Origin of the sequence: Corynebacterium afermentans subsp. lipophilum (assembly GCF_030408375.1) — a bacterium.
GTDB lineage: Bacteria > Actinomycetota > Actinomycetes > Mycobacteriales > Mycobacteriaceae > Corynebacterium > Corynebacterium lipophilum.
In genome coordinates, this window is record NZ_CP046530.1 from 273,178 (window position 1) to 300,067 (window position 26,890).

31 protein-coding genes are annotated in these 26,890 nt (G+C 65.9%); 19 read left to right on the plus strand and 12 right to left on the minus strand.

What is annotated here, in order from left to right; translation table 11 throughout:
• Nucleotides 1-36 precede the first annotated feature (36 nt).
• The gene (locus tag CAFEL_RS01200; RefSeq protein WP_194560132.1) at nt 37-798 is read left to right on the plus strand and encodes a DedA family protein; all 762 of its coding nucleotides are present in this window, start codon (nt 37-39) and stop codon (nt 796-798) included.
• Between the two features lie 199 nt (nt 799-997).
• Here the strand turns inward: CAFEL_RS01200 and CAFEL_RS01205 are convergent, their stop codons facing one another.
• Nucleotides 998-1,834 (minus strand): NAD(P)-dependent oxidoreductase, encoded by an 837-nt coding sequence (locus CAFEL_RS01205; protein WP_194560133.1) that lies wholly within the window; start codon nt 1,832-1,834, stop codon nt 998-1,000.
• Between the two features lie 20 nt (nt 1,835-1,854).
• Between CAFEL_RS01205 and hemL the strand changes: the two genes are divergently transcribed.
• From hemL to CAFEL_RS01245, 8 genes are read left to right on the plus strand one after another with little or no spacing between them, the layout of a single operon-like run.
• The gene (gene hemL, locus CAFEL_RS01210) at nt 1,855-3,180 is read left to right on the plus strand and encodes a glutamate-1-semialdehyde 2,1-aminomutase (RefSeq protein ID WP_194560134.1); all 1,326 of its coding nucleotides are present in this window, start codon (nt 1,855-1,857) and stop codon (nt 3,178-3,180) included.
• A complete protein-coding gene (locus CAFEL_RS01215) occupies nt 3,181-3,783 on the plus strand; it encodes a histidine phosphatase family protein (protein WP_194560135.1) in 603 nt (200 codons plus the stop codon). It begins immediately after the preceding gene.
• A gap of 8 nt (nt 3,784-3,791) precedes the next feature.
• Nucleotides 3,792-4,364, plus strand: a complete 573-nt coding sequence (locus CAFEL_RS01220; protein WP_194560136.1) for a TlpA family protein disulfide reductase — start codon at nt 3,792-3,794, stop codon at nt 4,362-4,364.
• Nucleotides 4,365-5,138, plus strand: coding sequence for a cytochrome c biogenesis CcdA family protein (locus CAFEL_RS01225; RefSeq protein ID WP_194560137.1), 774 nt, complete (start codon nt 4,365-4,367; stop codon nt 5,136-5,138).
• Entirely contained in the window at nt 5,139-6,803 is a 1,665-nt protein-coding gene (locus CAFEL_RS01230) for a cytochrome c biogenesis protein ResB (RefSeq protein ID WP_194560138.1), read from the plus strand.
• 30 nt (nt 6,804-6,833) lie between these two features.
• Nucleotides 6,834-7,811 carry a c-type cytochrome biogenesis protein CcsB gene (gene ccsB / locus CAFEL_RS01235; RefSeq protein ID WP_194560139.1) on the plus strand — a complete coding sequence of 326 codons (978 nt, stop codon included), beginning with the start codon at nt 6,834-6,836 and terminating at the stop codon, nt 7,809-7,811.
• Nucleotides 7,811-8,830, plus strand: coding sequence for a UDP-glucose 4-epimerase GalE (galE, locus tag CAFEL_RS01240; RefSeq protein ID WP_194560140.1), 1,020 nt, complete (start codon nt 7,811-7,813; stop codon nt 8,828-8,830). The genes ccsB and galE overlap by 1 nt, the downstream gene beginning before the upstream one ends.
• Nucleotides 8,827-9,084 (plus strand): helix-turn-helix domain-containing protein, encoded by a 258-nt coding sequence (locus CAFEL_RS01245; protein ID WP_194560141.1) that lies wholly within the window; start codon nt 8,827-8,829, stop codon nt 9,082-9,084. Before galE ends, CAFEL_RS01245 begins: the two co-directional genes overlap by 4 nt.
• Nucleotides 9,085-9,306: 222 nt before the next feature.
• Here CAFEL_RS01245 and CAFEL_RS01250 read toward each other — a convergent pair whose 3' ends face one another.
• On the minus strand, nt 9,307-9,624 hold the full coding sequence (locus tag CAFEL_RS01250; protein ID WP_070844923.1) for a hypothetical protein: 318 nt from the start codon (nt 9,622-9,624) through the stop codon (nt 9,307-9,309).
• Nucleotides 9,625-9,664: 40 nt separating this feature from the next.
• On the opposite strand from CAFEL_RS01250, the gene CAFEL_RS01255 reads away from it, so the two are divergent.
• Entirely contained in the window at nt 9,665-9,976 is a 312-nt protein-coding gene (locus tag CAFEL_RS01255; RefSeq protein ID WP_194560142.1) for a DUF4229 domain-containing protein, read from the plus strand.
• A gap of 1 nt (nt 9,977) precedes the next feature.
• Here CAFEL_RS01255 and CAFEL_RS01260 read toward each other — a convergent pair whose 3' ends face one another.
• From CAFEL_RS01260 to CAFEL_RS01275, 4 genes are read right to left on the minus strand one after another with little or no spacing between them, the layout of a single operon-like run.
• A complete protein-coding gene (locus CAFEL_RS01260) occupies nt 9,978-10,736 on the minus strand; it encodes an ATP-binding cassette domain-containing protein (protein WP_194560143.1) in 759 nt (252 codons plus the stop codon).
• Nucleotides 10,737-11,753, minus strand: a complete 1,017-nt coding sequence (locus CAFEL_RS01265; protein ID WP_194560144.1) for an ABC transporter permease — start codon at nt 11,751-11,753, stop codon at nt 10,737-10,739.
• Complete coding sequence (locus CAFEL_RS01270; protein WP_194560145.1) at nt 11,750-12,748, minus strand: substrate-binding domain-containing protein; 999 nt, start codon at nt 12,746-12,748, stop codon at nt 11,750-11,752. The genes CAFEL_RS01265 and CAFEL_RS01270 overlap by 4 nt, the downstream gene beginning before the upstream one ends.
• 45 nt (nt 12,749-12,793) lie before the next feature.
• Nucleotides 12,794-13,696, minus strand: coding sequence for an AEC family transporter (locus CAFEL_RS01275; protein WP_194560146.1), 903 nt, complete (start codon nt 13,694-13,696; stop codon nt 12,794-12,796).
• A 289-nt stretch (nt 13,697-13,985) separates the two neighbouring features.
• Here CAFEL_RS01275 and CAFEL_RS11205 point away from each other — a divergent pair, with 289 nt between their 5' ends.
• The 3 genes from CAFEL_RS11205 to CAFEL_RS01285 are packed head-to-tail and all read left to right on the plus strand — an operon-like array spanning nt 13,986 to nt 16,225.
• The gene (locus tag CAFEL_RS11205) at nt 13,986-14,039 is read left to right on the plus strand and encodes a chloramphenicol resistance leader peptide (protein WP_011113070.1); all 54 of its coding nucleotides are present in this window, start codon (nt 13,986-13,988) and stop codon (nt 14,037-14,039) included.
• A 21-nt stretch (nt 14,040-14,060) separates the two neighbouring features.
• Nucleotides 14,061-15,236, plus strand: coding sequence for a chloramphenicol efflux MFS transporter Cmx (cmx, locus tag CAFEL_RS01280; protein ID WP_005297378.1), 1,176 nt, complete (start codon nt 14,061-14,063; stop codon nt 15,234-15,236).
• A complete protein-coding gene (locus CAFEL_RS01285; RefSeq protein WP_011113072.1) occupies nt 15,236-16,225 on the plus strand; it encodes an IS481-like element IS5564 family transposase in 990 nt (329 codons plus the stop codon). Before cmx ends, CAFEL_RS01285 begins: the two co-directional genes overlap by 1 nt.
• On the opposite strand, the gene CAFEL_RS01290 is transcribed toward CAFEL_RS01285, so the two are convergent.
• Nucleotides 16,222-17,193, minus strand: a complete 972-nt coding sequence (locus tag CAFEL_RS01290; RefSeq protein ID WP_194560180.1) for a 1,4-dihydroxy-2-naphthoate polyprenyltransferase — start codon at nt 17,191-17,193, stop codon at nt 16,222-16,224. The two genes, CAFEL_RS01285 and CAFEL_RS01290, sit on opposite strands and share 4 nt — an antisense overlap.
• 39 nt (nt 17,194-17,232) lie before the next feature.
• On the opposite strand from CAFEL_RS01290, the gene CAFEL_RS01295 reads away from it, so the two are divergent.
• The 3 genes from CAFEL_RS01295 to CAFEL_RS01305 are packed head-to-tail and all read left to right on the plus strand — an operon-like array spanning nt 17,233 to nt 20,138.
• The gene (locus CAFEL_RS01295) at nt 17,233-18,072 is read left to right on the plus strand and encodes a glycosyltransferase (RefSeq protein ID WP_194560147.1); all 840 of its coding nucleotides are present in this window, start codon (nt 17,233-17,235) and stop codon (nt 18,070-18,072) included.
• A 10-nt stretch (nt 18,073-18,082) separates the two neighbouring features.
• A complete protein-coding gene (locus CAFEL_RS01300) occupies nt 18,083-19,459 on the plus strand; it encodes a TrkH family potassium uptake protein (RefSeq protein ID WP_070844916.1) in 1,377 nt (458 codons plus the stop codon).
• Nucleotides 19,452-20,138: a potassium channel family protein gene (locus tag CAFEL_RS01305; protein ID WP_070844915.1), complete on the plus strand. Its 687-nt coding sequence runs from the start codon at nt 19,452-19,454 to the stop codon at nt 20,136-20,138. Before CAFEL_RS01300 ends, CAFEL_RS01305 begins: the two co-directional genes overlap by 8 nt.
• 61 nt (nt 20,139-20,199) lie before the next feature.
• Here the strand turns inward: CAFEL_RS01305 and CAFEL_RS01310 are convergent, their stop codons facing one another.
• Nucleotides 20,200-20,547 carry an ArsR/SmtB family transcription factor gene (locus tag CAFEL_RS01310; protein WP_070844914.1) on the minus strand — a complete coding sequence of 116 codons (348 nt, stop codon included), beginning with the start codon at nt 20,545-20,547 and terminating at the stop codon, nt 20,200-20,202.
• A gap of 115 nt (nt 20,548-20,662) precedes the next feature.
• Between CAFEL_RS01310 and arsB the strand changes: the two genes are divergently transcribed.
• Together arsB and CAFEL_RS01320 are read left to right on the plus strand one after the other, a co-directional pair.
• A complete protein-coding gene (gene arsB / locus CAFEL_RS01315) occupies nt 20,663-21,718 on the plus strand; it encodes an ACR3 family arsenite efflux transporter (RefSeq protein WP_290172069.1) in 1,056 nt (351 codons plus the stop codon).
• Nucleotides 21,715-22,134 (plus strand): arsenate-mycothiol transferase ArsC, encoded by a 420-nt coding sequence (locus CAFEL_RS01320; RefSeq protein ID WP_038609479.1) that lies wholly within the window; start codon nt 21,715-21,717, stop codon nt 22,132-22,134. Before arsB ends, CAFEL_RS01320 begins: the two co-directional genes overlap by 4 nt.
• Here CAFEL_RS01320 and CAFEL_RS01325 read toward each other — a convergent pair.
• Nucleotides 22,131-22,700 (minus strand): TetR/AcrR family transcriptional regulator, encoded by a 570-nt coding sequence (locus CAFEL_RS01325; RefSeq protein WP_194560148.1) that lies wholly within the window; start codon nt 22,698-22,700, stop codon nt 22,131-22,133. The two genes, CAFEL_RS01320 and CAFEL_RS01325, sit on opposite strands and share 4 nt — an antisense overlap.
• Before the next feature lie 88 nt (nt 22,701-22,788).
• On the opposite strand from CAFEL_RS01325, the gene CAFEL_RS01330 reads away from it, so the two are divergent.
• A complete protein-coding gene (locus CAFEL_RS01330; RefSeq protein WP_038609485.1) occupies nt 22,789-23,784 on the plus strand; it encodes a membrane protein in 996 nt (331 codons plus the stop codon).
• Nucleotides 23,785-24,175: 391 nt separating this feature from the next.
• Here the strand turns inward: CAFEL_RS01330 and CAFEL_RS01335 are convergent, their stop codons facing one another.
• From CAFEL_RS01335 to CAFEL_RS01345, 3 genes are all read right to left on the minus strand, one after another.
• Entirely contained in the window at nt 24,176-24,577 is a 402-nt protein-coding gene (locus CAFEL_RS01335; RefSeq protein WP_194560149.1) for a hypothetical protein, read from the minus strand.
• A 292-nt stretch (nt 24,578-24,869) separates the two neighbouring features.
• Nucleotides 24,870-26,009 (minus strand): o-succinylbenzoate--CoA ligase, encoded by a 1,140-nt coding sequence (gene menE, locus CAFEL_RS01340; RefSeq protein WP_194560150.1) that lies wholly within the window; start codon nt 26,007-26,009, stop codon nt 24,870-24,872.
• Nucleotides 26,006-26,815 (minus strand): YhfC family glutamic-type intramembrane protease, encoded by an 810-nt coding sequence (locus CAFEL_RS01345; RefSeq protein WP_194560151.1) that lies wholly within the window; start codon nt 26,813-26,815, stop codon nt 26,006-26,008. The genes menE and CAFEL_RS01345 overlap by 4 nt, the downstream gene beginning before the upstream one ends.
• Between the last annotated feature and the right edge of the window lie 75 nt (nt 26,816-26,890).

Genomic DNA, 26,890 nt, shown 5'->3' on the forward strand with positions numbered 1-26,890 from the left:
TGGGGTGCACGCGAATGTGCACTAGGTTGATCACCTATGGAAGAACACGCGGATCCACGCGAGACCACCGCCGAGAAGGAGTGGTGGGAAGAAGACGGCCTGCCGTGGAACGGCAAACCCACCAAGGCTGACTACTGGTGCCTGGGCTGGTTCGGCTTCGTCGGTATCTTCGGCCTGGCCATGATCCCGCTGCGGGCCTGGCTTTTGGGCCTGGACCCGCCGATTATGCTGGCTCTGACCGGCTCGCGCGTCGGCGCCGCGTCCACAGGTGCGCTCGCCGCGGTGGGGGAGGCGCCGCACTGGCTGTTGTTCCTGCTCATCGGCTCGATCGTGAACATCAAGTTCGACTGGATCTACTGGTGGGCAGGCAAACTCTGGGGGCGCGGGATCTTGGACGTGCAGGCCGCGAACTCGCCGCGCGCCGCGAAAAACATCGAGCGCGTGGAGAAGTGGGCCGTGAAGCTGGGCTGGCTGGGCATCTTCCTCGCCTACGTGCCCATCCCGCTGCCGATCGCGTTCGTGGTGTTCGTGCTCATGGGCATGACCAGGATGCCGCTGCGGAAGTTCATGGTCCTGGACTTCATCTCCAAAACCATCTGGTCCTTCCTCTACCTGGGCCTGGGCTGGTGGATCGGCGAGCCGGTGGTGATGGTGCTGGAGCAGTACGCCAAGGTGGCCAACTGGATCGCCATCGCGCTGCTGGTGGTGGTGTTCTACGGCATTTTCCGCAACCAGAACAAGAAGAAGCCGGCGGTGCAGCCCGAGGTGGTGGGCAACGAGCTCGAGGCCGGGCGGTAGGCCGGCCGAGCGGCGCCAAAAGTCGAGCGGCGGAGGTCGAGTACGCCCTGTTTTAGGCCCGTACTCGACCTCCCGGACTCGACTTTCGCGTCGGTGGGTGAAGGGGCCTGACAGATTCCGCCGGGCGTCTGCGACGACCTGGGGGTTTAGGGCCCGTCTGACAGATTCCGCCGCGAAGTGTCGGGCCCCGGGCCCGCCGCTAGCGGTTGACCACGACGGTGGAGAAGTCCTCGTCGCCGTGGCCGGCGTCCTGCTGGGCCTCCAACGACGCCAAGGCGGCGCGCACCGCGGGCAGGTCCGCATCGGCGGTATCAAGCATTAACCGGGCGTCCTTGGCAATGGCATCGGCGGTGAAGTCGCCGGGCGAGGTAGAGCGCTCGCCCAAAAGGAACGGCGACTTCATGTTCACGATGAACTCCAGGCCGGTGGAGCCGAGCATGTCCACCACCTGCTCTTCCGACAACCCCTGGGACTCGCCCAGGTAGAGCGCCTCCTTGAAGCCTTCGATGGTCACGGCGAGGGCGAGGTTGGCGAGCAGTTTGCCGGTCGCGGCGCCGGCGGCGGTGTCCACTTCTTTCAGACGCTCGGGGTTGGCGGCGGCCCAGGGGGCAACGACGTCGGCGACTTTAGAGCGTCGAGAGGCATCGGCGCCTCCGACGTACACGCCGAGCTTGCCGGCGCGGGCGGGCGGGAGCGACCCGACGACCGGGGTGTGCACGTAGCCGGGCACGGCGTCGGCGAAGGCGGCGGCGTCGGCGGGGGAGATGGTGGTGGCATCGGCCCAGGTCACGCCGTCGGGGATCAGCGCGGGCTCGATCACCACCTCACGCACGATGTCGGGGCCGAACAGGCAGGTGATCACCAGCTCGGCGCCCTCGACTGCCTCCGCGGGCGTCGAAGCAGCGGTAGCCCCGCGCGAGACCAACGGTTCGGTCTTCTCTGCGGTGCGGTTCCATACGGTGAGTTCGTGGTCGTCGACAAGCTTGAGCGCGAGCTCAGTGCCCATGCGACCGAGGCCTAAAAACGCGATTTTCATATGGCCTAGGATAGACAACCATGACTGCGGAAAAGCCGACTTCAGCTAACACCCAGCGCTCGCACGAACTGTTCGAGCGGGCGCAGAAAACCACCCCGGGCGGCGTGAACTCGCCGGTGCGCGGTTTCGGCTCGGTGGGCGGGCAGACCCGCTTCATCCAGAGCGCGCGCGGCTCGCAACTCATCGATGTGGACGGCAACTCGTACGTGGACCTGGTGTGCTCCTGGGGCCCGATGGTGCACGGCAACGCCCACCCGAAGATCGTCGAGGCGGTGGAGAAGGCCCTGCACAACGGCCTGAGCTTCGGCGCGCCCACGGAAGCGGAGATCCAGATCGCGGAGCACATTGTCAAGCGCACGTCGGTGGAGGAAGTGCGCATGGTCAACTCCGGCACGGAGGCCACCATGTCCGCGGTGCGTTTGGCGCGCGGGTTCACGGGCCGGCCGAAGATCATCAAGTTCGAGGGCTGCTACCACGGCCACGTGGACGCGCTGCTGGCGTCCGCGGGCTCCGGCATCGCCACGTTCTCCCTGCCGGATTCCCCGGGCGTCACTGGTGCACAGGCGCAGGACACCATCGTGGTGCCGTACAACGACATTGAGGCCGTGGAGCGCGCGTTCCGCGAGAACGAGGGCCAGATCGCCGCGGTGATTGCCGAGGCGGCCGCGGGCAACATGGGCACCGTCGCCCCGCAGAACGACTTCAACGCCAAGCTCAAGGAAGTCGCGCATCTTAACGGCGCGCTGTTGATCCTGGACGAGGTGATGACGGGCTTCCGCACCTCCTACGCCGGCTGGTACGGCGTGGACAACGTCGCGGGCGACCTGACCACCTTTGGCAAGGTTGTCTCCGGCGGCCTGCCGGCGGCGGCGTTCGGCGGCCGCCGCGACATCATGGAGCACCTCGCACCGAACGGCCCCGTTTACCAGGCGGGCACCCTGTCCGGTAACCCGGTGGCGATGGCGTCCGGCCTGGCCTCGCTGGAGCTGGCGAGCGAGGACATCTACCCCACGCTGAACAAGAACGCGGATTTGCTGGAGCGTTTGCTTCACGACGCCCTGACGGCCGAAGGCGTCACCCACCACATCCAACGCGCGGCGACCATGCTGTCCATCCGGTTCGGCGAGGGCGAGGGCCACAACTTCGCCGACATGCAGGCCGCCGACACGTTCCGCTACGCTCCGTTCTTCCACGCCCTGCTGGACGCTGGCGTGTACGCGCCGCCGAGCGCGTTTGAGACCTGGTTCGTCTCCACCGCGCTGACGGACGAGGACTTCGGCCGCATCGAGGACGCGCTGCGCGGCGCCGCGAAGGCCGCCGCTGCGGCGCAACCCGCGGAGGCCTAGATGACGAAGACGACGGTGCACCTGGTGCGCCATGGCGAGGTGTACAACCCGAAGAAGATCCTCTACGGGCGTATGCCGGGCTATCACCTGTCTTCACGCGGCAACTCCATGGCCGTGGCTACCTCGAAGTTCTTCCGCGGCCGCGACGTGGTCTACCTGGCGGCGAGTCCGCTGGAGCGCGCGCAGGAAACTGCGCGCCCGATCGCTGAGGTCACCGGCTGCGAGGTGGACACCCGCGACGACATCCTGGAGGCCGGCAACACGTTTGAGGGCCTGCGTACGAAGGGGTGGCGCTCGCAGCTGATCAACCCGATCCGCTGGCGGCACATGACCAACCCGCTCGAGCCGAGCTGGGGCGAGCCCTACCAAGAGATCTTCGAGCGCATGTGGTCTGCGGTCGAGGACGCCCGCAACAGGGCCGAGGGCCACGAGGCCGTGATGGTCAGCCACCAGCTGCCGATTGTGATGGTGCAGCGCCACGTGCAGGGCAAGCGCCTGGCGCACGCGAGCCGCAACTGCGACCTGGCCAGTGTGACCTCACTTGTGTTTGACGGCGGCAGTGTTGTTGACTGGGCCTACAACACCCCAGCCCAGCACATCTGAGAGGTACTATGCGCAAGCTTTTCGCCGCGCCGCTTTGCGCGGCCGCGCTTTTGCTGACCGCCTGCTCCGGCGCGGACAACGGCGGCAACTTCGCGTTCCACTCGCCGGGCGGGCAGACTGAAATCTTCTACGAGGAGGCGGACCGCAAGCCCCTGGCCGGCTTCGAGGGCGAGTCGCTTCTCGACGAAGGCCAGACCATCGCCCTGAGTGATTTCGACGGCCAGATCGTTGTGCTCAACGCGTGGGGCCAGTGGTGCGCGCCGTGCCGTGCGGAGGTTGACGACTTGCAGCAGACCCACGAGCACCTCCAAGCGCGTGGCGTCGGCACCGTGCTGGGCATCAACGTACGCGACCCGAACCCGCAGATCGCGCTGGACTTCCTGGCGGATAACGGGGTGACGTACCCGTCCATCTACGACCCGCCGTTTAAGACCGCCGCCAACCTGGGCGGCGTGCCGTCCTCGGTGATCCCGACGACGATCGTGCTGGACAAGCAGCACCGCCCGGCCGCGGTGTTCCTCCGTGAGATCACCGCGGACGATCTGCTCGAGGTCATCGACCGTCTCGACGGGGAGGCCTAGGTGGGCTTCGCCGATCTTGTCGCCGACGGCCCGCTGCTGCTCGGCCTGCTCGCCGCCGCGGTTGCCGGATTAGTCTCCTTCGCCTCGCCGTGCGTGATCCCGCTGGTGCCGGGCTACATCTCCTACCTGACAGGCGTGGTCGGCGGGGAGATGACGCTGGATGAAAAGGGCGCGCGCGTGTCCCGCAAGCACTGGGCGGTTGCCGGTGCCGCCCTGCTGTTCATCGCCGGGTTCACAGTGGTGTTCCTGCTGGCCACCGTCACCGTGTTCGGCGCGGTCAGCGCCATCGCGCTCAACGCGCAGACGCTCACCCGCATAGGCGGGGTGGTCACCATCCTCATGGGCCTGGTGTTCATGGGCGCCGTGCCCGCGCTGCAAAAAGACACCCGCTTCCAGCCGAAAAAGTGGACCACCATCATCGGCGCGCCCCTGCTCGGCGGGATCTTCGCACTCGGCTGGACACCGTGCCTGGGTCCCACGCTGGCCGCCATCGTCTCGGTGTCCGTGGGCACCCAGGGCTTTACCGCGGCGCGCGGCGTGCTGCTCGTCATCGCGTACTGCATCGGGCTGGGTTTGCCGTTTCTGCTTGTCGCGTTCGGCTCGTCAAAGGCCGTGCGCAGCATCGACGTGCTGCGCCGCCACTCCCGCGGCATCCAGATCGCTGGCGGCATCGCCATGATCGTTGTCGGCATCATGCTGCTCACCGGCGCCTGGGACGTGTTTATCGGTTGGTCGCGCCAACTCGTCGACGGATTCGGAGGGACGATCATCTAAATGAAGACGGCACAGACCTGGCTGAAAAAGGCGTGGCACTGGCTCACCAGCATGCGCACCGCCTTGATGCTGCTGTTCGTGCTGGCCGTGGCGTCCATCCCGGGCGCATTGTTGCCGCAGCGCACCGTGTCGTCCTCGCTGGTGGATGACTACCTCAAGGCCAACCCCACCACCGGCCCGATCTACGACAAGCTGCAGCTTTTCGACGTCTTCCAGTCCACGTGGTTCCTTGCCATCATCGTGCTTCTGACCATCTCCCTGGTCGGCTGCATCATCCCGCGCTCCATCGACCACTGGCGCGCCTACAAGGCCAAGCCGACGCGCGCGCCCAAGTACTTGGGACGCATGCCGCACCACGTGGAGGGGGAGGTTGCGGGGGCGCCGGAGGACGTCGAGAAGCAGTTGCGTAAGCAGCTGAAACGCTGGCACGTGGCGTCCTACACCCCGGACGAGGACCGCGCCGGGGCGTACTCCATTTCGGCCGAGCGCGGCTACACCCGCGAGCTGATGAACCTGATTTTCCACATCGGCATCGTCGCCATGATCCTCACCTTCATGGCCGGCCGCATGGTGTTTTATGAAGGCCAGGTCATCGTGGTCACCAACTCGGAGGCCGAATCCGCGGTGCCGGTGGAGCAATCGCGGGTGTTCTGCAACACTTCGCCCGCCAACTTCGACGTCTTCCGGGCAGGCCCGCTTTTCGACGGCACCGGCCTGACCCCGTTTTGCTTCGAATCCCAGAACTTCTCGGCCACCTACCTGAATAACGGGCAGGCCAACGAGTTCTCCTCCGACATCACCTACACCGACGACCTGTCTGTCCCGCAGGAGGAGTGGACGCCCACGAGCCTGGCGGTGAACCACCCGCTGCGCGTGGGCGGCGACCGTGTCTACCTGCAGGGCCACGGCTTCGCCCCGCAGGTGACGCTGACGTGGCCGAACGGGGAGACCCGCACCCAGATGGTGCAGTTCCGGCCCACCGACGTGTTCACGTTCCTGTCCTCCGGCGTGATGCGCTTCGACCCGCCCGCCGGCATGTACCCGGACCTAACGGAGCGCCGCCAGCACCAGATCGCCATCGAGGGCAACTTCGCGCCCACCGCCCGCTGGGCCGGGCCGAACGGCGACCAGCTGCAGTCCGCGTTCCCCTCCATGGACGACCCGGCAGTGTCCGTGGACGTCTACGTCGGCGACGCCGGCTTGGACACCGGCCGGCCGCAAAACATCTTCGTGCTGGACCAGTCCCTGGTCGCCGACGGACGCCTGGAAAAAGTCTCCCGCGTCCAGCTCACACCTGGCTCCGTCGCCACCGTGGACACCGGCGACGGCGAGGTGAAGGTGCGTTTCGACGGCGCCGCCGAATACGCCAACTACCAAATCTCCCGCGACCCGACGCAGGTGTGGGCGCTGGTGGCATCCGCGGTGATGCTCGCGGGCCTGGCGGGCTCGCTGGCGATTAAGCGCCGCCGTATCTGGGTCCGGCTACGTCCTCGTACCTCGGACGTAGGGGAGAGCCCCGTCACCCAAGTCGAAATCGCCGGGCTCGCCCGCACCGACCGCGCCGGGTGGGGCCGCGAATTCGACGACATCGCCGCCGCCATCCTCGGGCTCGGCCCCGACGACGATGAGGGCGTGCAGGGGGAGTTCAACCCCTATGACCTTTGATAACGCCTGCTAGTGGGGTAGGTTATGGGCATGCTCGTCAACACAACCATGGCGGAGCTGTCTGACCTGACGTTCCGCACCGCATTCATCGTCTACATCGTGGCGCTGATTCTGGCGTTCATCTACTACGGCCGCGTCAACAGCGTCATCGAGGCGCGACGCGAGGCCCTGGCAGAGCAGAAGGTGCTGGTTGGCGCGGGGGGACCGGAGGTCGTCGAGAAGCAAAAGTCCGACGAGGACATGATCGCCAACGCCCGCAAATGGGCCGGCATGACCCAGGCGCTTGTCTGGGTCGGCGTGGTGCTGCACCTGGTGGCGTTTGTCACCCGCGGGCTCGCCGCCGGGCGGTTCCCGCTGGGCAACCTGTACGAGTACATCCTGTTCATGACCGCCGTGATCATGGTTGTCGCGGCCGTGGTGGTGCAGCGCAAGAACTGGCACACCGTGTGGCCGTGGCTGCTGTTCCCCATGGTCATCGCGATGTTCTTGAACTCCACGGTGTTCCACATGCAGGCCGCGCCCGTGGTGCCGGCGCTGCAGTCCTACTGGCTGCCGGTGCACGTCTCCTCGGTGTCCATCGGCGCGTCCGTGGGCCTGGTGTCCGGCGCGTTCGCTTTGTTGTACCTGCTTCGCATGCGCCAACCGCGCGGCGAGGAGCACGGTGTCCTCGGCGCAATCGCACGTCCCTTGCCGGACGCGAAAACGCTGGACCAGATCGCCTATAAGACCGCGGTGGTGACCCTGCCACTGTTCGGCATCGGCATCGTCTTCGGCGCCATTTGGGCCGAGGTGGCCTGGGGCCGTTTCTGGGGCTGGGATGCCAAGGAGACCGTCTCCATGATCACCTGGATCCTCTACGCCGCCTACCTCCACGCGCGTGCCACGGCCGGCTGGAAATCCACCGCCGCCGCCTGGATCAACGTCTTCGCCATGGCCATGACGATCTTTAACATGACCTACGTCAACACCGTGATCGCCGGCCTGCACTCCTACGCGGGGCTGAACTAGTGAAGGTCCTGATCACCGGCGGCGCCGGCTACATCGGCTCCACTATTGCGTCCTGCTGCGCGGACGCCGGGATCACCCCAGTGATTGTGGACGACTTCTCCACCGGCCTGCGCGTCTTCGGCCAGCGCTTCGCCTGCTACGAGGGCGACGTCGCCGACGTTGATCTGCTGGAGCGGGTGTTCACCGAGCACCCGGACATCGACGCGGTGATCCACTGCGCCGCCAAAATCGTCGTGCCCGAGTCGGTGGAACGGCCCTTGATGTACTACGACAACAACGTGGGCAAGGCCATCACGCTGTTGTCGGTGATGGAGCGCTTCGGCGTGCGCCGCTTCGTGCTGTCCTCCACGGCGTCCATGTACGAGCCGGGCGAGGATTACATGGTGGACGAAACCAGCGCGGTGGACCCGCAGAGCCCGTACGCGGCGTCGAAGTGGCTGCTGGAGCGTGTGCTTCGCGACGAAGCCGCCACCGGCCGCCTCGGCGTCGTCGCGCTGCGCTACTTCAACCCGATCGGCGCCGACCCCGCGCTGCGCACCGGCTTACAGAACCCGCACCCGACCCACGCCATGGGCAAGATGATCTCCGCGCACGCCGCCGGCGAGCCCTTCACTGTCACCGGCGTGGACTGGCCCACCCGCGACGGCTCTGGCCTGCGGGATTACATCCATGTCTGGGACCTTGCCCGCGCGCACGTCGCGGTGCTTCAGCGCTTCGACTCTGTGGTGGGGGATTCCGGCTACGACGTGATCAACCTCGGCACCGGCCAGGGCACCACCGTGTTCGAGCTCGCCGAGGCGTTCGGCGAAGCCACCGGCACCCCGCTTGAGGTCCGCACCGGCCCCGCCCGCCCCGGCGACGTGGTCGGCAGCGCGTCTCGCACCGACAAAGCCAAGTCGGTTTTGGGGTGGTCCGCGGAGCGCTCGCTTGTCGACGGCGTCCGCGACGCCCTCGCCTGGGCCGAGAAACTGCCCGCAGTGCTCACCGAGGAAGCCGGCCGGAAGGAGGCGGGCCGATGAGCGACGCCCACCACAAACCCCGCAACAAGCAGGGCAAACCCGCCAGCGACGACCCGGTGCTGATCGCACTGGGGGAGCAGATCGCCTCCCGGCGCCGCGCCACCGGCCGCCTCCAACAAGACGTCGCCGACGCTGCCGGGGTGTCCCGCTCCACCCTGCACACCATCGAGCACGGCGGCGCCGGCGTACGCTGGGAGAAGGTCATCGCCGTGGCGGCGGAGCTCGGCCTGCGCGTCGGGTTCACCGAGGCGTAGGGGGTTCCGCCGGCCGCCACGCCTGGGCCTCCCGGCCGCGTTCCGCCCCCCGCCGCGGCCGCGTTCCGCCCCCGCCGCTGACACTCCGCGGCTGAATCTGTCAGAGGGCCCCTATTTGCCCAGGTCGGCGCAAACGTCCGGCGTGATTTGTCAGGAATCTGGCGCCCGTTCGAAATTTGTTCACTGGGCTAGTGAACAAATTCAGACGGGCTGGCAAAAGCCCTAGATGTCGTCGCGCTGCTCGTCGTCGCGGCGCTTCCGCTCCGCCTCGGCCTCGGAACGACGCCGCTCCAGCTCACGTCGCTCGGCCTCCCGGCGCTCGGCCTCTTCGCGGGCGCGGCGCTCCTTGAACCGGTTTTTCTCGATGTTCCAGAGGAACTCTTCGTCGTCGTCCGGGCCCTTAATCACGGGTTTTTGCTCCACCTGCCGCTGCGAGCCGCCACGCAGCGACCCGTAACGCTCGGCGGAGCCGGGGCCGAACGCGCGCCAGAGCAGCACGGCGGCCAGGACGACCAATGCGAGGAGTAGCAACCTTCCCATGGTTTTAAACATACTTGGCCACCGGATAGGGTGAACAACCGTGACTGATCAAGTTTCCCCGCAGGTAGACCCGGAGGCGAAGTCCCGGGCGAACAAGGCCGTGGCTATCTACGGCTTGGACCGCCTGCTGTTGTTCATCGCGCTGACGGTAGTGATCCAGCTGCTGGCGGTGCTCATCGGCGCGCCGGTGCCGGTGATCATGTCGGCGCTGCTGGCGCTGATTGTGGCGTTCCCGCTGTCGATGCTGCTGTTTAAGCGCCACCGCCTGGAGGCCAATGAGGCGGTGGCGGAGCTGAAGCGCCAGCGGGCGGCGCGCAAGGACTGGATCCAGTCGGAGCTCGCGGAGCGCTAGCTTATCGACGCAACTCGTGGCTGAGCGCCTCCAGCTCTCCGCCTCCGGCCATCTGGTGGGTCAGCTCCTCGAGGGTGACCTCGGAACGAGGCGCGTCGAGCTCCTGGTGGCCGAGCTTCAAGATGGTGAAGTGGTCGCCCACCAAGAAGGCGTGGTGGGGGTTGTGGGTGACTAACACGACGGCGATGCCGCGCTCGCGGGCGGCGGCGACCATGCGCAGCACCGCCCCGGACTGTTTCACGCCGAGGGCGGCGGTGGGCTCGTCGAGGATGAGCACTCGTGCGCCGAAGTAGACGGCACGGGCGATGGCGATGACCTGGCGTTGGCCGCCGGAGAGGTTGCCGGCCTCGACGTCCACGTCGGGGATGTCAATGCCCATCTCTAGAAGCTGCTCGGAGCAGATCCGCTTCATCTCGGCCTGGCGCAGCACGCCGAACGCGCCGGTGAGTTCCTGGCCGAGGAAGAAGTTGCGCCACACGCTGAGCTCGTCGACGATCGCCAGCGTCTGGTGGACGGTGGCGATGCCGGCGCTGATGGCGTCGCGGGGGGAGGTGAGGGTGGAGGCGGAGCCGTCGATAAGCATGGTGCCCGAGGTGGGTTGATGCAGGCCCGACAGGATTTTGATCAGGGTGGACTTGCCGGCGCCATTGTCGCCGAGCACGCAGGTGACTTCGCCTTCGCGCACGGCGAGGTTGACGCCGCGCAGCGCCTCGAAGCTGCCGTAGGACTTGGTGATGTTTTCCAGTTCGATGACAGCCACTTAGCGCCCCTTGGTGTATTTGGCGAAGGAGGTGTTTGCGAGCACCGCCACCAGCAGCGTCGCGCCGAGGAAGAACTTGAACCAGTCCGGGTTCCAGCCGGCGTAGACGATGCCCTGGTTGGTCATGCCGAAGATCAGCGCGCCGATGGCGGTGCCGACGGCGGTGCCGCGCCCGCCCGTCATAGCGCAGCCGCCGATGACCGCGGCGATGATGTAGAGGAACTCGTTGCCCACGCCCTGGCCGGCCTGGATGGAGTCGAAGGCGAACAGGGTGTGCATGCCGACGAACCACGCGGCGAAGCCGATGCCCATGAACAGCAGAATCTTCACGCGGCGCACCGGCACGCCGACGGCGCGGGCGGCATCGGCGTTGCCGCCGACCGCGGTGATCCAGCCGCCGAGCTTGGTGCGGAACAGCACGAACGACGCCACGGCGACGAAAAAGATCCACCACAGGACGGTCACCGAGATGCGCACGTTGCCGATGTGGAAGTTGCCGGCGAACACGGCGTGGGCGGACGGGAAGCCCTCCATGTCCGCGATGGTGGGGGTGGCCACTTGGCCGGTGACCAGCTTCGTCACCGCAAGGTTGAGGCCTTGGAGCATGAGGAAGGCCGCCAGGGTGATCAGGAAGGAATCGATGCCGGTGCGCGTAACCATAATGCCGTTGAGCGCGCCGATGGCCAGCGAGATCCCCAGCGCGAGGAACGCGCCCACCCACGAGTTCAGGTGCAGGTTGTAGTTCAGCATCGTCGCGGCCAGCGCGGCGGTGGTCACGGCGACGCCGGAGGAGAGGTCGAACTCCCCGCCGATCATGAGCATGCCCACCGCCAGCGCCACAATGCCCAGGGTGGAGCTGGCGTACAACGTGGTGGCCAGCGCCTCAAAGGAGCGAAACGCCGGCGCCACGGAGAGGAAGAAGACGAAGATGGCGATGAAGCCGAGGAGGCTGGCAAACTCCGGGCGGCGGATCAGGCGCGCGAACCCGGTGCGGGTTTTCAGGCGGTCGTCCCTCATCGCATGCCCGCCTTCGCGGCCTCTTCGACCTTGTCCACGTTGCTTTGGTCCACGAAGCTCGGGCCCGTGTAGACGGGGCGCCCGCCGCCGAGGGTGCCGCCGTTGCGTTTTGCAATCCACAGCGAGTCTACCGCCAGGTAGCCCTGCAGGTACGGCTGCTGGTCCACGGCCCACGCCACGCGGCCGTCCGCGATGGCGCCGACGAGCTCCGCGTTGGTGTCGAAGGTGGACACCTGCGCCTGCGCGCCGGACTGGTTCACGGATTCCACGGCGCGCATCGCCACCGGCGCCTGCAGCGCAAACACGGTGTCGAACGAGCGGTCCTGGGAAAGCTTCGAGGTGATGGTGGACTGTACGGCGGTGAGGTCCTGGCCGTTGACGTACAGCAGCTCCACCGCGTTTGAGTCGCCGCCGAGGCCGTCGCGCACACCGTCGCAGCGCGCCTCCTGTGACGAGTTGCCCTGCTCGTGGATCACGCACAGCACCTTCTTTTTGCCTTCCTCCTTGAGCCGCTCGCCGGCGGCGCGGCCGGCCACGGTCTCGTCCTGGCCGAAGAAGCCGGTCATCCCGTAGTCCTGGTACGCGGTCATGCCGGCGTTGAGCCCCACCACGGGGATGCCATGGTCCACGGCGTCACGCGCCGCCGGGCCGATCGCCTCCGCATTCGGCATGGTCACGGCGATGCCGTCCACGCCCGCGTCCACCGCGGAGCGCACGAGGTTCGCCTGGTTGGGCGCCTGCGGGTCGGAGGAGTAGCGCAGCTCGATGTTGTCTTTCTTCGCGGCGTCCTCGGCGCCCTTGCGCACGAGGTCCCAGTAGGTGTCGCCGGGCGCGCCGTGGGTGACCATCGCCACCACGTACCGCGGGGTGTCCACGCCGCCCGCCGTGCCGTCGCCGTCTTCGTTGCGGGGGGCTCCGCCTGTCGACGAGCATCCGCCCAACACCGCCACCACCGCAAGCAACACGGCGGCCACTGTTTTCCGCGCCTTGGTCATTGCCAAAGTGTGAACCACTCCACTCGCTCCGTCAAGCGAAGGCACCTAGAACACCCCGGCGATGAGCAGCATCGCGGGCAGCGCCAGGAACGTGGTGAGAAAGACCGTGTCGCGGCAAATCACCTCACCCGAGCGGTACGTCGCCGCGTAGTTGTACACGTTCTGCGCAGTGGGCAGCGCGCACAGGATCAGCGCGGCGTACATCTCTTCCGGCCCTAGGTGCAGAAGCTTTGCGACGATCCATGCCACCGCCGGCATACCCACCAGCTTCAACGCGGTGGCGGTGAGGGTGGGGCCGCGGTGGCTTGTCAGCACCTTCTCACCGGTGAGTGAGGCGCCGAAGCTCATCAGGATCAGCGGGATGGACGCCCCGCCCAGGATCTCCAGCGGCGCGAGCACCGGCTCCGGCACGGTCCAGGATGCCGCGGAGACGGCGAAGCCCGCGAACGCCGCGACCACCACGGGAGCTGTCAGCCCGGACAGCACGGACTTGGAAACGCCGGAGGAGCTGCGGTCCAACCCGGCGATCACGATGGGGGAGAGCACCGCCATTTGCAGCACGAGGGCGGGCACGACGAAGGTGGCGTCGCCAAGCACATAGGTTGCGATGGGCAGGCCGATGTTGACGGAGTTGTAGTAGCTCGACGACGCCGCGCCCGCCATAGTCTCGGCCGCGTCCTGGTGGAAGAAGAGCGCGCTGATTGCCCAGTAGATGAGCATGGTCACCACCGTGGCGACGGCGATGACCAGGATGACCGGGGAGAAAAACGCGTCCGTGTCCGAGACCGCCACCGAAGAGAAGATCAGCGACGGGGTGGCCACGTGGAACGCGATGCGGTTGAGCTGCAGGCGCTGCTCGCCCGGCCCGATGACGCCTTTGTGGGCCAGCCACCACCCCGCCGCGATGACGGTGAAGATGATGGCGAAACCGGTGAGGACGTCAAGCATGCCGTGAGTGTATCGCCGGGGCTGGGGGTGGTCGCGTTTGGGAATGTGGCAAATATTTGCCACATTGCGAAAACGCGACACCTAGCTGTGATGTCCAGGGACGTTGTTCTGGCCCCCGCCCGTAATGACACCGTGCCGATTCAAGAAGTATCTGTCCAGACCGCTTGCCATTGAAGGCATGTTAGAGTTTGGGGCATGTCGAGTCCCGAATCAGACAGGTCAGGGGTTGTCGGTCACACCGCCAGCCCCTTGAACCACTAGTTACGACGCCCACGATCTGTGTGGGCGTATGTCTGGCGTACCCGGGGCGCTGGCCGTGGTGACAAGAAGAACCATTTCTTGATCTCACACCTCGGAGTACTCGATGCCTTTTGCCCTCTACATGCTTGCCCTGGCGGTCTTCGTCATGGGCACTTCAGAATTCATGCTCGCGGGATTGCTCCCCGCGATCGCGACCGAACTTGACGTCTCGGTCGGCACTGCGGGCCTGCTGACCTCCGCATTCGCAGTCGGTATGGTCGTCGGCGCGCCAGTGATGGCGGCATTCGCTCGCCGTTGGCCACCGCGGCTCACATTGATCGTTTGCCTTCTCGTGTTCGCGGGAAGCCACGTCATCGGAGCGATGACACCAGTGTTCTCTCTCCTGCTCATCACCCGGGTGCTCAGCGCTCTCGCAAACGCAGGATTCCTCGCCGTAGCACTGAGCACGGCCACTACCCTCGTGCCAGCGAACCAGAAGGGGCGTGCACTGTCGATCCTGCTCTCCGGCACGACGATCGCAACCGTCGTGGGCGTCCCCGCCGGGGCACTGCTCGGCACAGCGCTGGGCTGGCGAACGACGTTCTGGGCGATCGCCATCCTCTGTATTCCCGCGGCCGTTGGAGTCATTCGTGGCGTCACGAACAATGTTGGTCGGAGCGAGACTAGCGCGACCTCACCAAGGCTCCGTGTCGAGCTCAGCCAGTTGGCGACGCCGCGGCTCATCCTGGCCATGGCACTCGGAGCGCTGATCAACGGAGGGACCTTTGCGGCATTCACCTTCCTGGCACCCATCGTGACCGAGACCGCGGGCTTGGCCGAAGCGTGGGTGTCCGTCGCGCTGGTGATGTTCGGCATCGGATCGTTCCTTGGCGTCACGATCGCAGGACGACTATCAGATCAACGACCTGGCCTCGTGCTCGCAGTCGGCGGACCGCTATTGCTGACAGGCTGGATCGTGTTGGCAGTGGTCGCATCTCATCCCGTTGCGCTTATCGTCCTCGTCCTCGTTCAGGGATTCCTGTCGTTCGGCGTCGGCAGTACTCTGATCACGCGTGTGCTGTATGCAGCATCGGGTGCGCCAACGATGGGCGGTTCGTACGCAACCGCAGCATTGAATATCGGAGCTGCAGCGGGGCCCGTGCTTGGTGCGCTCGGGCTCGCGACCGGGCTGGGGCTGCTCGCGCCGGTTTGGGTCGCTTCGGTGCTGACAGCGATCGCTCTCGTCATCATGCTTCTCACCAGACGCGCGCTTACGAAGACCGCGGCGGAGGCCAATTGATGACCCATCCGAACGCTCTTCTCACTCCTCGTGCCCGTCTCCGGTTAGCTCGGCTGATTGTCGAAGACGGCTATCCGGCCACGATCGCCGCAAAGATGTTCATGGTCTCCCCGATCACTGCCCGGAAATGGGCAGGCCGCTACCGGGAAGAGGGTGAGTTTGGGATGCAGGATCGCTCCAGCAAGCCGCACCGGATCCCAGGCAGGACGCCCGAGCATGTCAAGAAGAAGATCATCAACCTGCGCTGGCGGCTTCGACTGGGGCCAGCCCAGATCGCTGCGCGACTTGGTCTCTCGACGTCGACTGTTCACGCGGTCCTCGTCCGTTGCCGCGTGAACCGCCTCTCGCATATCGATCGTGTCACTGGCGAGCCATTGCGGCGATATGAGCATCCTCATCCGGGATCGTTGATTCATGTCGATGTCACGAAGTTCGGCAACATCCCCGACGGCGGTGGACATCGTTACGTAGGTCGGCAGCAAGGCGCACGGAACAAGCTCGCGACTCCGGGATTACCACGAGGAAAAGATCACAAGCCGCGCACCGGGACGGCGTTCGTTCACACAGTCATCGACGACCACTCCCGCGTCGCATACGCAGAAATCTGGTCGGATGAGCAGGCGAGCACAGCGGTGGGAGTTCTCGAACGCGCCGTGGCCTGGTTCGCCGAACGAGGCGTGACCGTCGAGCGAGTCCTATCCGACAACGGGTCGGCATACAGATCCCACGCATGGAGGGACTTCTGCGCTCGGCTCGGCATCCGACACAAGCGGACACGCCCCTACCGGCCGCAGACGAACGGGAAGATCGAGCGATTCCACCGCACGCTCGGGGACGGCTGGGCCTATGCCAGGTTTTACGGTTCAGAGGCCGAACGACGCCTGGCGCTGCCCGGCTGGCTCCACTTCTACAACCACCACCGACACCACTCTGCGATTGGCGGCGTACCCTTCGACCGACTCAACAACGTCCCTGGACATCACACCTAGCGCGACGCCAACGGCGCGTACGGCACGGCCTCGCCGATACCGGCGAACTGACCCCAGAACGACCAGCCGAACCACGCGAACGCCACCGCGGTGACCACGGCCCAGGCCAGCATGGTCTTACCGTTCAGCCCCAGCACCGGGATGAGCTCTTTGCCCGAAGCCCCGCCGCGAACCTTCAAAACGCTCGCCACCGCCAGCGGCAGCGCCACCAGAGCCGCTAGCGCAGACACGGTGGTCATCGACAGCACCACTGAGATGAAGAACGGGAACAAGGTCAGGACGGTGAAGAGGGTGCGCGCGTTGTCGTCGCCAAGCCTCACCGCAAGTGTGCGCTTGCCGGCGGCCGCATCGGTTGGGATGTCGCGGATGTTGTTGGCCAGGTTCACCGACGCGGAGATCGCGCCAATGGCCAGCGCGCACAGGAAGCCTTCCCACGACACCATTCCGGACTGGGTGTATTCGGTGCCCATCACGGCGACCAGCCCGAAGAACACAAACACCGAGAGTTCGCCGAAGCCGGAGTAGCCGTAGGGGCTGTCGCCGCCGGTGTAGAACCACGCCGCGGCGATGCACAGCGCGCCCACCAGCACGAGCCACATCGCGCCGGCCACCGCGGACAGGATCACGCCGAACACCGCGGCGGCGCCGAACGCGATAAACGCCGCAAGCTTCACCTGTTCCGGCGCGGCCAGCCCGGAACCGGTTAGGCGCGTCGGGCCGGTGCGGTCGTCGTCGGTGCCGCGGATGCCGTCGGAGTAGTCGTTGGCGTAGTTCACGCCGATGATCAGCGCCCACGCCACTGAAAGCGCGAGCACGGCGCGGCCGGGGTGGGCCTGCAAGGTCAGGGCCGCCACGCCGGTGCCGGCGATGACGGGGGCGAATGCGTTGGGCCAGGTGTGTGGGCGGGCGGCGTCCCACCAGTCGCGGGGCGTGGCGGTGTGAGTCCCAGTGTCAGTCATGCCCTCCATCATGCACCCTCCCACGCCGGTGGGCTAGGGTAATGCGCCATGTGGATTGACTACGCCGTGCGCCAGGGGTTCGTGGCCACCGGCGCATTCGTTCGTCTCCCGTTGCTGCTCAACGCGGCGCACAACTCGGATAAGCGCTTCCCGGAGGACGGCGAAACCGTCATTTCTTTGACCACCCACGGTACCCGTTTGCGCTCAGCGTCCGCGGCGATCGCGTCGCTTCTGGTGGGCACGGTGCGCCTGCCGGTGCACCTGTGGCTGGACCCGGTGGATTTCCACGCCCGGTGGCCGGACGCGCTGCAGTCGCTTGCGAATCGCGGCCTGCAGGTGCACGAATCCACCGGCGGCTTGGGCCCGCACACCAAGTACTACGGCACGTTCCAGCAGTACCCGGACCGCAACGTCATCACCGTCGACGACGATGTGCTCTACCCGCGCACGTTTGCGCAGAAGCTCATCGACGCTCCTTCGGCCTCCACCATCACCGCCTACCGCGCCCACAGAGTCGTGCTGGACGAAGAAGGCATCGCCCCGTACAAGAAGTGGCGGCCGGTAAGGAGCACAGAGCCGTCGATTTTGCACTTCGCCACCGGCGTGGACGGCGTGCGCTACCCGAAGGAGATGGTGCGCTACGTCGCCGAGCGCGGTACGGAGTTTTTGGACCTCGCACCACGCGCCGACGATGTGTGGCTGAACCACTGCGCCCTGAGCGCCGGGTTCCCGGTGAAGCAGGTTTCGGAGCGCTCGGCGAACTTTCCGCTGGTCCCGGGCTCGCAGCGTGTGCGCCTGTCGCGGGTGAACCTCTCCGGCGGCAACGACGTCCAAATCGCGGCGACGTATTCAGCAGAAGACGTAGCCAAGCTGCGCGCCGCGGAGTAGCGTTTGGCCGGTGAATGACACAGCCTCCAAGAGGTGGCTCGGCCCCGCGCAACTAACTGCGCTGGGCTTTCTAGCTCTGATCCTCACCGGCACAGCGCTGCTTTCCATGCCGTTCGCCTCCGCTGACGGCGCGCCTACAGCGCTGATGAGCGCGCTGTTTACCGCCACGTCCGCGACCACTTTGACCGGCCTGGTCACCGAGGACACCGGCAGCCACTGGAGCCTGGCCGGACAGTTCATTGTGCTGGCGCTGATCCAGGCCGGCGGCCTGGGCATCATGAGCATTACCTCGCTTACCGGCATGCTGCTCACCGGCCGGGTGAAGCTGCGTTCGCGGTATGCCACGGCAGCTGAGGGGCGGCCAATTTTGGAAGGTGGGGTGAGGCGGACGCTCGTGGCAACGCTGCTGCTCACCTTCTTTTTTGAGGGGGTGGTAGCGGTGATCTTGGGCATTCGCTTCGCCACCGTCTACGGCATGGCGCCGGGGCGCGCCGCATACGAGGGCGTGTTCCACGCGATTTCCGGGTTCAACAACGCCGGCTTCGGACTGCGTCCGGACAGTCTGGTCTCCTACAACACGGACGGGTGGATCCTCATCCCGTTGGCGGGTGCGTTGATGATTGGCGGGCTGGGCTACCCGGTGCTTTCCGAGCTGGTGCGCCGCGGCCGCGAGCAGATGCGCGGGCTGGTCCACGGCGCGCCGGTGAGCTCGCGGCGGCTGTCCATCACCACCCGCATGACGCTGCAGGCGACCGCGTTTCTGGTGGTCAGCGCCACGCTTATCATCGCACTACTGGAGTGGCGCGGCTTCCTCGCCGGCATGCCAACCAGTGTCAAGTGCCTCAACGCGTTCTTTTCCGGGGTGACGCCGCGCACCGCGGGGTTCAACTCTGTCGATTACGCCGAGGCGCACCCGATCACGCTGATGGTCACGGACATTTACATGTTCATCGGCGGTGGGTCCGCGGGCACAGCCGGCGGCATCAAGATCACCACCGCGACCGTGCTGCTAGCGGCCATGCTGGCGGAATTCAAAGGCCGCGACGCCACCACCGTGGGCCACCGCACCGTGCCAAAAAGTGTGGTGCGCCAGGCCATGACGGTGGCCGCGGCGGGACTGGTAGCGGTGACCGCAGGCGTAGCTACGCTGCGTATTTGCGACCCCCAGTTCACCGCCGACCAGGTCAACTTCGAGGTCATCTCGGCGTTTGCCACCACGGGGCTTTCCACCGGCATCACCGCGGATTTGTCCACCCCGTCCCAGCTCGCGCTGTGCCTGCTGATGTACCTCGGGCGCATCGGCCCGTTCACACTCGTCGCAGCGCTGGCGCTGCGCACCGTTTCCCGCAGGTTCGACTACCCCACAGAAAGGCCGTTCATTGGTTAACTTCCCCCGTTTCACGTCCACGCAGCGTTTGAATATCCCGCCCGTGGTGGTCATTGGCCTGGGCCGTTTCGGCGGTGCGATCGCCCAGGAGCTCACCCGCTACGGCGTGGAGGTGATGGGCGTCGATGTGGATGAGCGGCTGGTGCGCGAGCATGCGCCTTTGCTTACCGACGCCACCGTCGCCGACACCACCGACCCCGAAGCCTTACGCCAGCTCGGTGTGCATGACGTCAAACGCGTGGTGCTCGGCATCGGCTCCGCGCTGGAGGCGTCCATCCTGACCGCCTCCAACCTGGTAGATCTAGGGGTGCCCGACATTTGGGCGAAGGCTGATTCGGAGTCCCACGCCCGCATTTTGCAACGCCTCGGCGTGCACCACGTGGTGCGCCCGGAGCACGACACCGGCCGCCGGGTGGCGCATCTGCTCGGCGGGAGGTTCCAGGATTTCGCAGAGTTGGCGGAGAACTACGGCGTGATCAAGATGGCCCCGCCGCGTGCGCTGCTGTCCGGTCCCTGCGACGCGGAAAAGCTGTGGGACAAGCACCGCGTGCAGGTGGTCTCCGTGCGCAACAGCAATGGCGAGTGGCAGCCGTTTGTGCCGGGCCAGGAGCTCTCCCCGTCGGACCTGATTGTGATGGCGGGTGCGCCGGACGACTTAGAGCGTTTCTCCCAGCAGTAGGGGCATGTGGCAGTCTTTGGACCAGTTCGGCTGGGAGTGGTTCTGTCTCAGCTGGTGAGTCTCAGTCCATCTGCAGCACGGTGCGAAGTTCCGCGAACAGCTCCGGGCGCAGCCGGTGGAGGACCGACCTGCCCAGGCGGCTCTTTTCTAGGAGGCCGGCCTCGGTAAGTTTTTTGAGGTGGTGGGAAACCGTCGGTTGGCTTAGCCCAGAGCGTTGCGTCAGTTCGCTCACGCTCATCGGCTCGCAGCCCTCTTCGGCGAGCCAGGAGAGTAGTTGCAGCCGGCCGGGGTCCGCCAAAACTTTGAACAGGGCCGCGTAACGCGTCGCGTCGTCTGCGGAGAGCAAGCCGGAGCCCAGCGAGCAGCAGTCGAGGCCAGTGTCTGCTGTCGTGGCGACAGAATCTTTCATGCTTCCTACCTTTTCATATTGACAGCGATAAATGTGCCTTTTAGTGTTCGTATTGATAATCGTCAATAGATAAGGATTCCAGATGGAAGACACAACCTCTCAGCCAGTAGAGCGCATGTCATTTCTTGACCGCTTCCTACCGGTGTGGATCATGCTCGCCATGGCGGCGGGCCTCGCCCTCGGCCGCGCAGTGCCGGGGCTTTCGGGCGCACTCGAGCGCCTTGAAGTCGGCGGGATCTCGCTGCCGATCGCGCTCGGCCTGCTTGTGATGATGTACCCGCCGCTGGCCAAGGTGCGCTACGACAAAACCCGCGAGATCGCCACCGACAAACGGCTCATGACCGTATCCATCATTTTGAACTGGATTCTTGGCCCCGCGTTCATGTTCGCGCTCGCGTGGATGTTCCTGCCTAACGAGCCGGAGCTGCGCACCGGCCTGATCATCGTCGGGTTGGCGCGCTGCATCGCCATGGTGCTGGTGTGGTCCGACCTCGCCTGCGCAGACCGGGAAGCCACCGCCGTGCTGGTGGCCATCAACTCGGTGTTCCAGGTGCTCATGTTCGGCGTGCTTGGCTGGTTCTACCTGCAGGTCCTGCCGTCCTGGCTGGGCCTGGAGACCACCTCGGTGGATTTCTCCTTCTGGGCGATCGTCTCCTCCGTGCTCGTCTTTTTGGGCATCCCGCTGCTGGCCGGGCTGCTGTCTCGCATCATCGGTGAGCGCACCAAGGGCCGCGACTGGTACGAAAACACCTTCCTGCCCCGGATCTCCCCGCTGGCGCTGGTCGGCCTGCTGTACACGATCGTGCTGCTGTTTTCCCTGCAGGGCGACCAGATCCTGTCCAGGCCGTTGACTGTGGCCACGGTGGCGCTGCCGCTGCTGTGCTACTTCGTGGGCATGTTCGCCGTGGCACTTGTGGTGGCCAAACTCTCCGGCATGGACTACGCCCAATCCGCCTCGGTGGCGTTTACCGCCGCCGGCAACAACTTCGAGCTCGCCATCGCGGTGGCGATCGGCACCTTCGGCGCCACCTCCGCCCAGGCGCTGGCGGGTACGATTGGCCCGCTCATCGAGATCCCGGTGCTCGTCGGCTTGGTCTACCTCATGCGGGGGATCGGCCCGAAACTGTTCCCCGGTGACCCAACCCTGCCTAACCAAAGGAGCCTTACATGAAGCCCTCAGTCCTGTTCGTCTGCGTCGGCAACGGCGGCAAGTCCCAGATGGCGGCGGCGCTCGCCGAGAAGCACGCGGGTAGCCAGCTCGGCATCCACTCCGCAGGCACCAAACCCGGCACGAAGCTGAACCAGGAATCGGTCGAGGCGATTGCAGAGACTGGCGCCGACATGTCGCACGGCACGCCCAAACCCATCGATCCGGAACTGCTGCGCAGCGTTGATCGCGTCGTGGTGCTCGGCGAAGACGCGCAGGTGGAAATGCCTGACGGCGCCCGCGGCACGCTGGAGCGCTGGCGCACCGACGAACCCTCGCACCGCGGCATCGAAGGCATGGAGCGCATGCGCCTCGTGCGCGACGACATTGACGCCCGTGTGCGTTCGCTTATCGACGAGCTAGTAGGACCCGTACATTAGCTCGCTTGCTGGGTGCGCAATCCATCAATGAACACGTCGACGAGCCAGGCGCGCCTGCCCGCGAACGCTTCCTCCGCGGGCTCGGGCAGCGGGCGTGAGAGCGCGATGATGGCGAAGTGGAACGACAGGTAGTCGAGGTCCGGGGGGCACAGTTCGTGCTGTTTGGCTTGCGCAAGTAGCGGGTCGTAGATGGCTTGCAGCTGCGCGGTGGCGACAGCCCTGTCTTCGTGCGACAACGTGGGTAGCAGTTTGGGCAGGATTTCCTGGCCGACGGCGGGGAAGTTCAAGTTCACCATCTCGCCGATCGCGGAACGCCAGGTGTCTTCGGGTAGGTCGGGGAAACGCAGGAGGTGCTTGGCCACCACGTCGCGCATGCTGTTCATGATGTGTTCGAGCACCGCGCGGAAGAGCTCGTCCCTGTCGGGGAAGTGGCGGCTCGCGGTGGCCACGCCCACGCCTGCCTCCTTAGCGATGTTGCGCAGCGACACGCCAGGCCCCATCTGGGCGATGAGCGTGGAGGCGACCTCCACAATCGCTTGACGGTTTTCGGCAGCATCTTTTCGCATGACCCGCAGCTTACCGTTGACGCGCCAGAAGTGGAACAGTATGCTCCATTTGTGTAATTGAAACACACTGTTCCATTTGGAGGAGATTATGTCCACAACCGTGGCGCGCCCCGCACCCACGCAGGGCGCAACAAAGAAGGCACTCGCCATGATCCTTGGCATCCCCGTCGTCATCGGACTGATGCTCTGGGCGTTTTTGGCCCCGACATTCGCGTCCGGGCCGGACGGGGTGCCGGTTGCGGTGGCCGGTCCGGGGCCTGTCGTCGAGAAGCTCATTGCTCAAGCTGAACAGCAAGAGGAGCACCCGGACTTCATCACCGTGAGCTCGCCGGAGGAGGCGGAGACGATGGTGCGCGACCGCGAGGCGGTTGGCGCGATCGCGATCGGTGAAGGCGGCGCGACCGTGTATACCGCCTCCGGCAATGGCGCACCGTACGTGCAAATGCTGAGCGGTGTCGCTCAAAACATGGAGGCCAGCGGCATGCCTGTGGAAACGAAGGATCTCGCCCCCACCACCAAAGATGACCCGCAGGCCCAAGGCCTCGCGCTGCTCGGACTGCCGCTCGCGTTCGGCGGCGTGATCTCGGGCATCTTGCCGACGCTGCTGCTTCGCGGGAAGAAGTGGTCGAAGGCTGCCGTGATTGCTGGTGTTGCAATGATTGGCGCCGGTGTCGCGGTCTGGATGCTGCACGGCGTATACGGCACCCTCTCCGGCAGCGTGTTCATGGAATGGTTGGCTGTGACGCTCGGCATCGCCGCGACGTCGTCGGTGACCGCGGGCCTCGGCGCGCTTATGGGTATGCCGGGTGCGGGCCTGGGCGCGGTGCTGACAATCTTCGTTGCCAACCCCTTGTCCGGCCTGGCCACGGGCCCGTGGTTGCTGCCGGCGGGTTGGTCCACGCTCGGCCAGCTGATGCCGATTGGCGCGACGGGCTTCCTCGTTCGCTCGCTAAGCTTTTTCGATGGTGCCGGGTCCACGCAGCCCTGGATAGTGTTGTGCTGCTGGATTCTCCTCGGCCTACTCCTGCTGGCCTTCGATCGCTCGAAGGCACCGACTGCTGAAACAACAACTGAAACTGCCTAACCCCTACGCCCGGCCCAAACGTGCACTATCACCTGGCCGGGATCATCGGGATTCGCTGTTTGTTGCGGAACCTCGACGCCTGCATGCGCGCCGGCGAGGTGCCGCGGTAGTGGGTGGTGGAGGGGGAGGTTGCGTACTTCGGATTTGTGGACGGTTTGCGGGAGCGTAGCTTCTCGTGCCTCACATCACCGCATTGTGGCACGAATTACACGGTTGTGCTTTGCGAGCAATTGCTTTGCGACGATCCTCCGGTGGACCGCCGCCCAGCGCCCACCGCGGCAGCCAGGGCAAACACCGATCGACGCGAGCGGGAATCTCGGCCTTCCCGGAGCCGGAGCCCGCGGCGCGTCACCTCGACCGGGGTGCCCGAGGAGTCTGCGCAGGTGGCCGACTACTTCCCCGTAAACCTGCGCACAATCAAATAGACCCGTGCACATATTGCGATGCCAAAGCCGAAGAAGAGCCCAAAGGCGAGAATTCCCGTGAGAAACGACTCAGCATCCGGGTCGAAGGTTTCCAGGCACAATCCGAACAGCAGGAACGAGATGAGGCCGACGGCTGCGGACCACCAGAACACCTTGACTGCAGTGGGGCGCTTCGCCGACTTTGCAGGCTCCTCCTGGACGGGGGCGGTGGCGGCCGCTGGAGCAGGGGCGGCAGCCGGTGCTGTCGTGGTGGCGGGTGCGACCTGTGGTGGTTCTGCGGCAGCAGGTTGCGAGGCTGGACTGGTCTGCGTGGTCAGGTCAAGCACATCACCGTGAAGCAGCAGTGGTTCCGGGTGGCGTTGAAACATATTGCCTTGCGACGGCGTCCCCGCCGCCCCTGCTTGCCCCGCTGTCCTATCCATCGTTGCTCCTCGCTGAGGTCCGTAGTCGTTGACTCCTGCACGACAGTAGTGCGCAACGGGGGAACCGTCTCGCTGGCGGAGAGCAAGGCCTGGAAACCGACGGTCGAGAACGCGATCCGAGCCGTAATCGTCATGCGCTGCGTCCGGGCGAAGAAATCACGCCGTTTCTCCGGTGGGTGGCTGACTATGGCTCGCCGGGCTTCCAGGTCGCGCCCGTGGTCATCGAGAACCCGAACGGCTAAAACAGCGCCTTGACGGCCGCGCGGTCCACCTTGCCCGGGCCGAGCTGCGGCAACGCCGCCACCACCTTGAGTTCTTTGGGGATCTGCCAGTGCGCGATGCGGCCGGCGTCCTCCGCGTCGGCGAGTGCGTCCAGGATGTCCGGCACTGTCGCAGAGCCGGTGTAGGCAGCGCAGATGCGCTGGCCGAAGCGGTCGTCGTCTTTGCCGATGACGGTGGCAGCGGTGACGCCGTCGATAAGCAAAAGCTCCTCTTCCAACACCTCGGGGTGGAGCTTGAGGCCGCCGGAGGAGATGACGTTGTCGGTGCGGCCGAGGACCGTGAGCACGCCGCCGTCGAGCTCGCCGGCATCGGAGGTGCGGAACCAGCCGTCTTGGAGGTCGGGGGAGGCGAAGTTGTGGTAGCCGCGGGCGACCATGGGGCCGCCGAGGTGGATGCGCCCGTCTTGGATTCGCACGCGGGCACCGGCGATGGGGCGGCCGTTATAGACGCAGCCGCCGGAGGTTTCGCTGGAGCCGTAGGTGGTGACCACGTTGATGCGCAGTTTGCGGGTGGAGTCGAGCAGGCGCGGGTTGGTTGCGGCGCCGCCGACGAGGACTGCGGAAAACGTGCGCAGCGCGTCGATGCCCTTGAGCGTGGATGTGGCCTTGGCCAGCTGCATCGGGGTCAGCGCGGTGTAGATGCGCTCGCCGGTGCGGGCGAGTTCGTGGGCGCGGGCGGCGAACTCGGCGACGTTGAAGCCGCGGGTCAGGTCAATGAAGGCGGGCTCGACGCCGGCGACCATGCTGCGGACGAGCACCTGGAGCCCGGCGATGTAGGCGGCGGGCATGGCAAGCAGCCACTGGCCCTCGCCGCCGAGCGCCTGGTGGGTCGCGTCCGCACTCGAGATCAGGTTCGCCGGGGTGAGCATCGCGCCTTTCGGTTTGCCCGTGGAGCCGGAGGTGGAAACCACCAGGGCGATATCGTCGTCGATGGGCGCGCCGGGTTTGAGAGTGTTGCGCAGCAGGTTCGTGCGCGCCGGGTCGTTGGCAGGCACGGGCAACAGCGTGTGCTGGCCGGTCAGGGCCTCCTCGAGCGCGGGCATGATGGCCAGCGGGTTCGCGGGGTCGACGGGGAGGAGTTCGAGGAGGTGGGTCACTTGGCGGACGTTTCGTTCTCGAGAGGGTTCGTATGGGCGGTGCGGGCGAAGGCCATGCGGGACAGCGGGCCGTCGATAATCGCCCAAAGCCCCACGGCTGTCAGCGCGGTGAGCAGCACGTACATCACCGGCACGCTGTGGGGTGCGACAAGCACCGCAACGGCGTTGAGCCCGACGTGGCACACAACCGCCAGCGCCCAGAGCTGCCAACGGCGCTCACGCACCGCGCGCAACACGATCAGTGTGAACACGACGTGTGCGGCGATTGCGAGCGCGCGCTCGTACCAGCTTGTGGCGATCATGCCGACTCCGATGTTCTGCAGCGCCTCAATCTGTTCGGCGATGGCTTGTGCGGTGGCAGGGTCGTCGTTCCCAGTGGCCTGCGCCTTGATCGCGTCGCCGGTGGTCAGCAGCATGATGTTGCCAGCAAACAGGTTGGTGAAGAGTAGCAGCGCTTCTATGCCGCCGTGGCCCAGGCCGAAGCCGACGCCGTCGTTCCACTCGCGGGTGTTCTTGTCCCAGAAACGCAGCACGATCCAGCGGGCGGTCTCCTCGAACAGGCCGGAGGTGACCAGGAACAGTGCAGTGGTCAGGGCGGTAGCCGCCGTTGGATCGAAGGTTTTGTTGAAGAGGAACTGCAGCGGGATCACCAACGCGAACCTGGCTACCTGGGACAACGGGAACGCCAGCGCGCCCCAGCCGAGCGAGGCCCAGTTGAAGCCGAAGTTGCGCTTCCCAACGAACCACGCGGCAACCACCAGGGCGATCATGCCTATGAACTGCAGAATGAGAAGGCCCAATGTCATGGCCCCGACGATACCGCTGCGGTCGCGGCGCGGCGGAACGGGTGTTAATGACGAAGTCGACTTTGTAGTCACCTG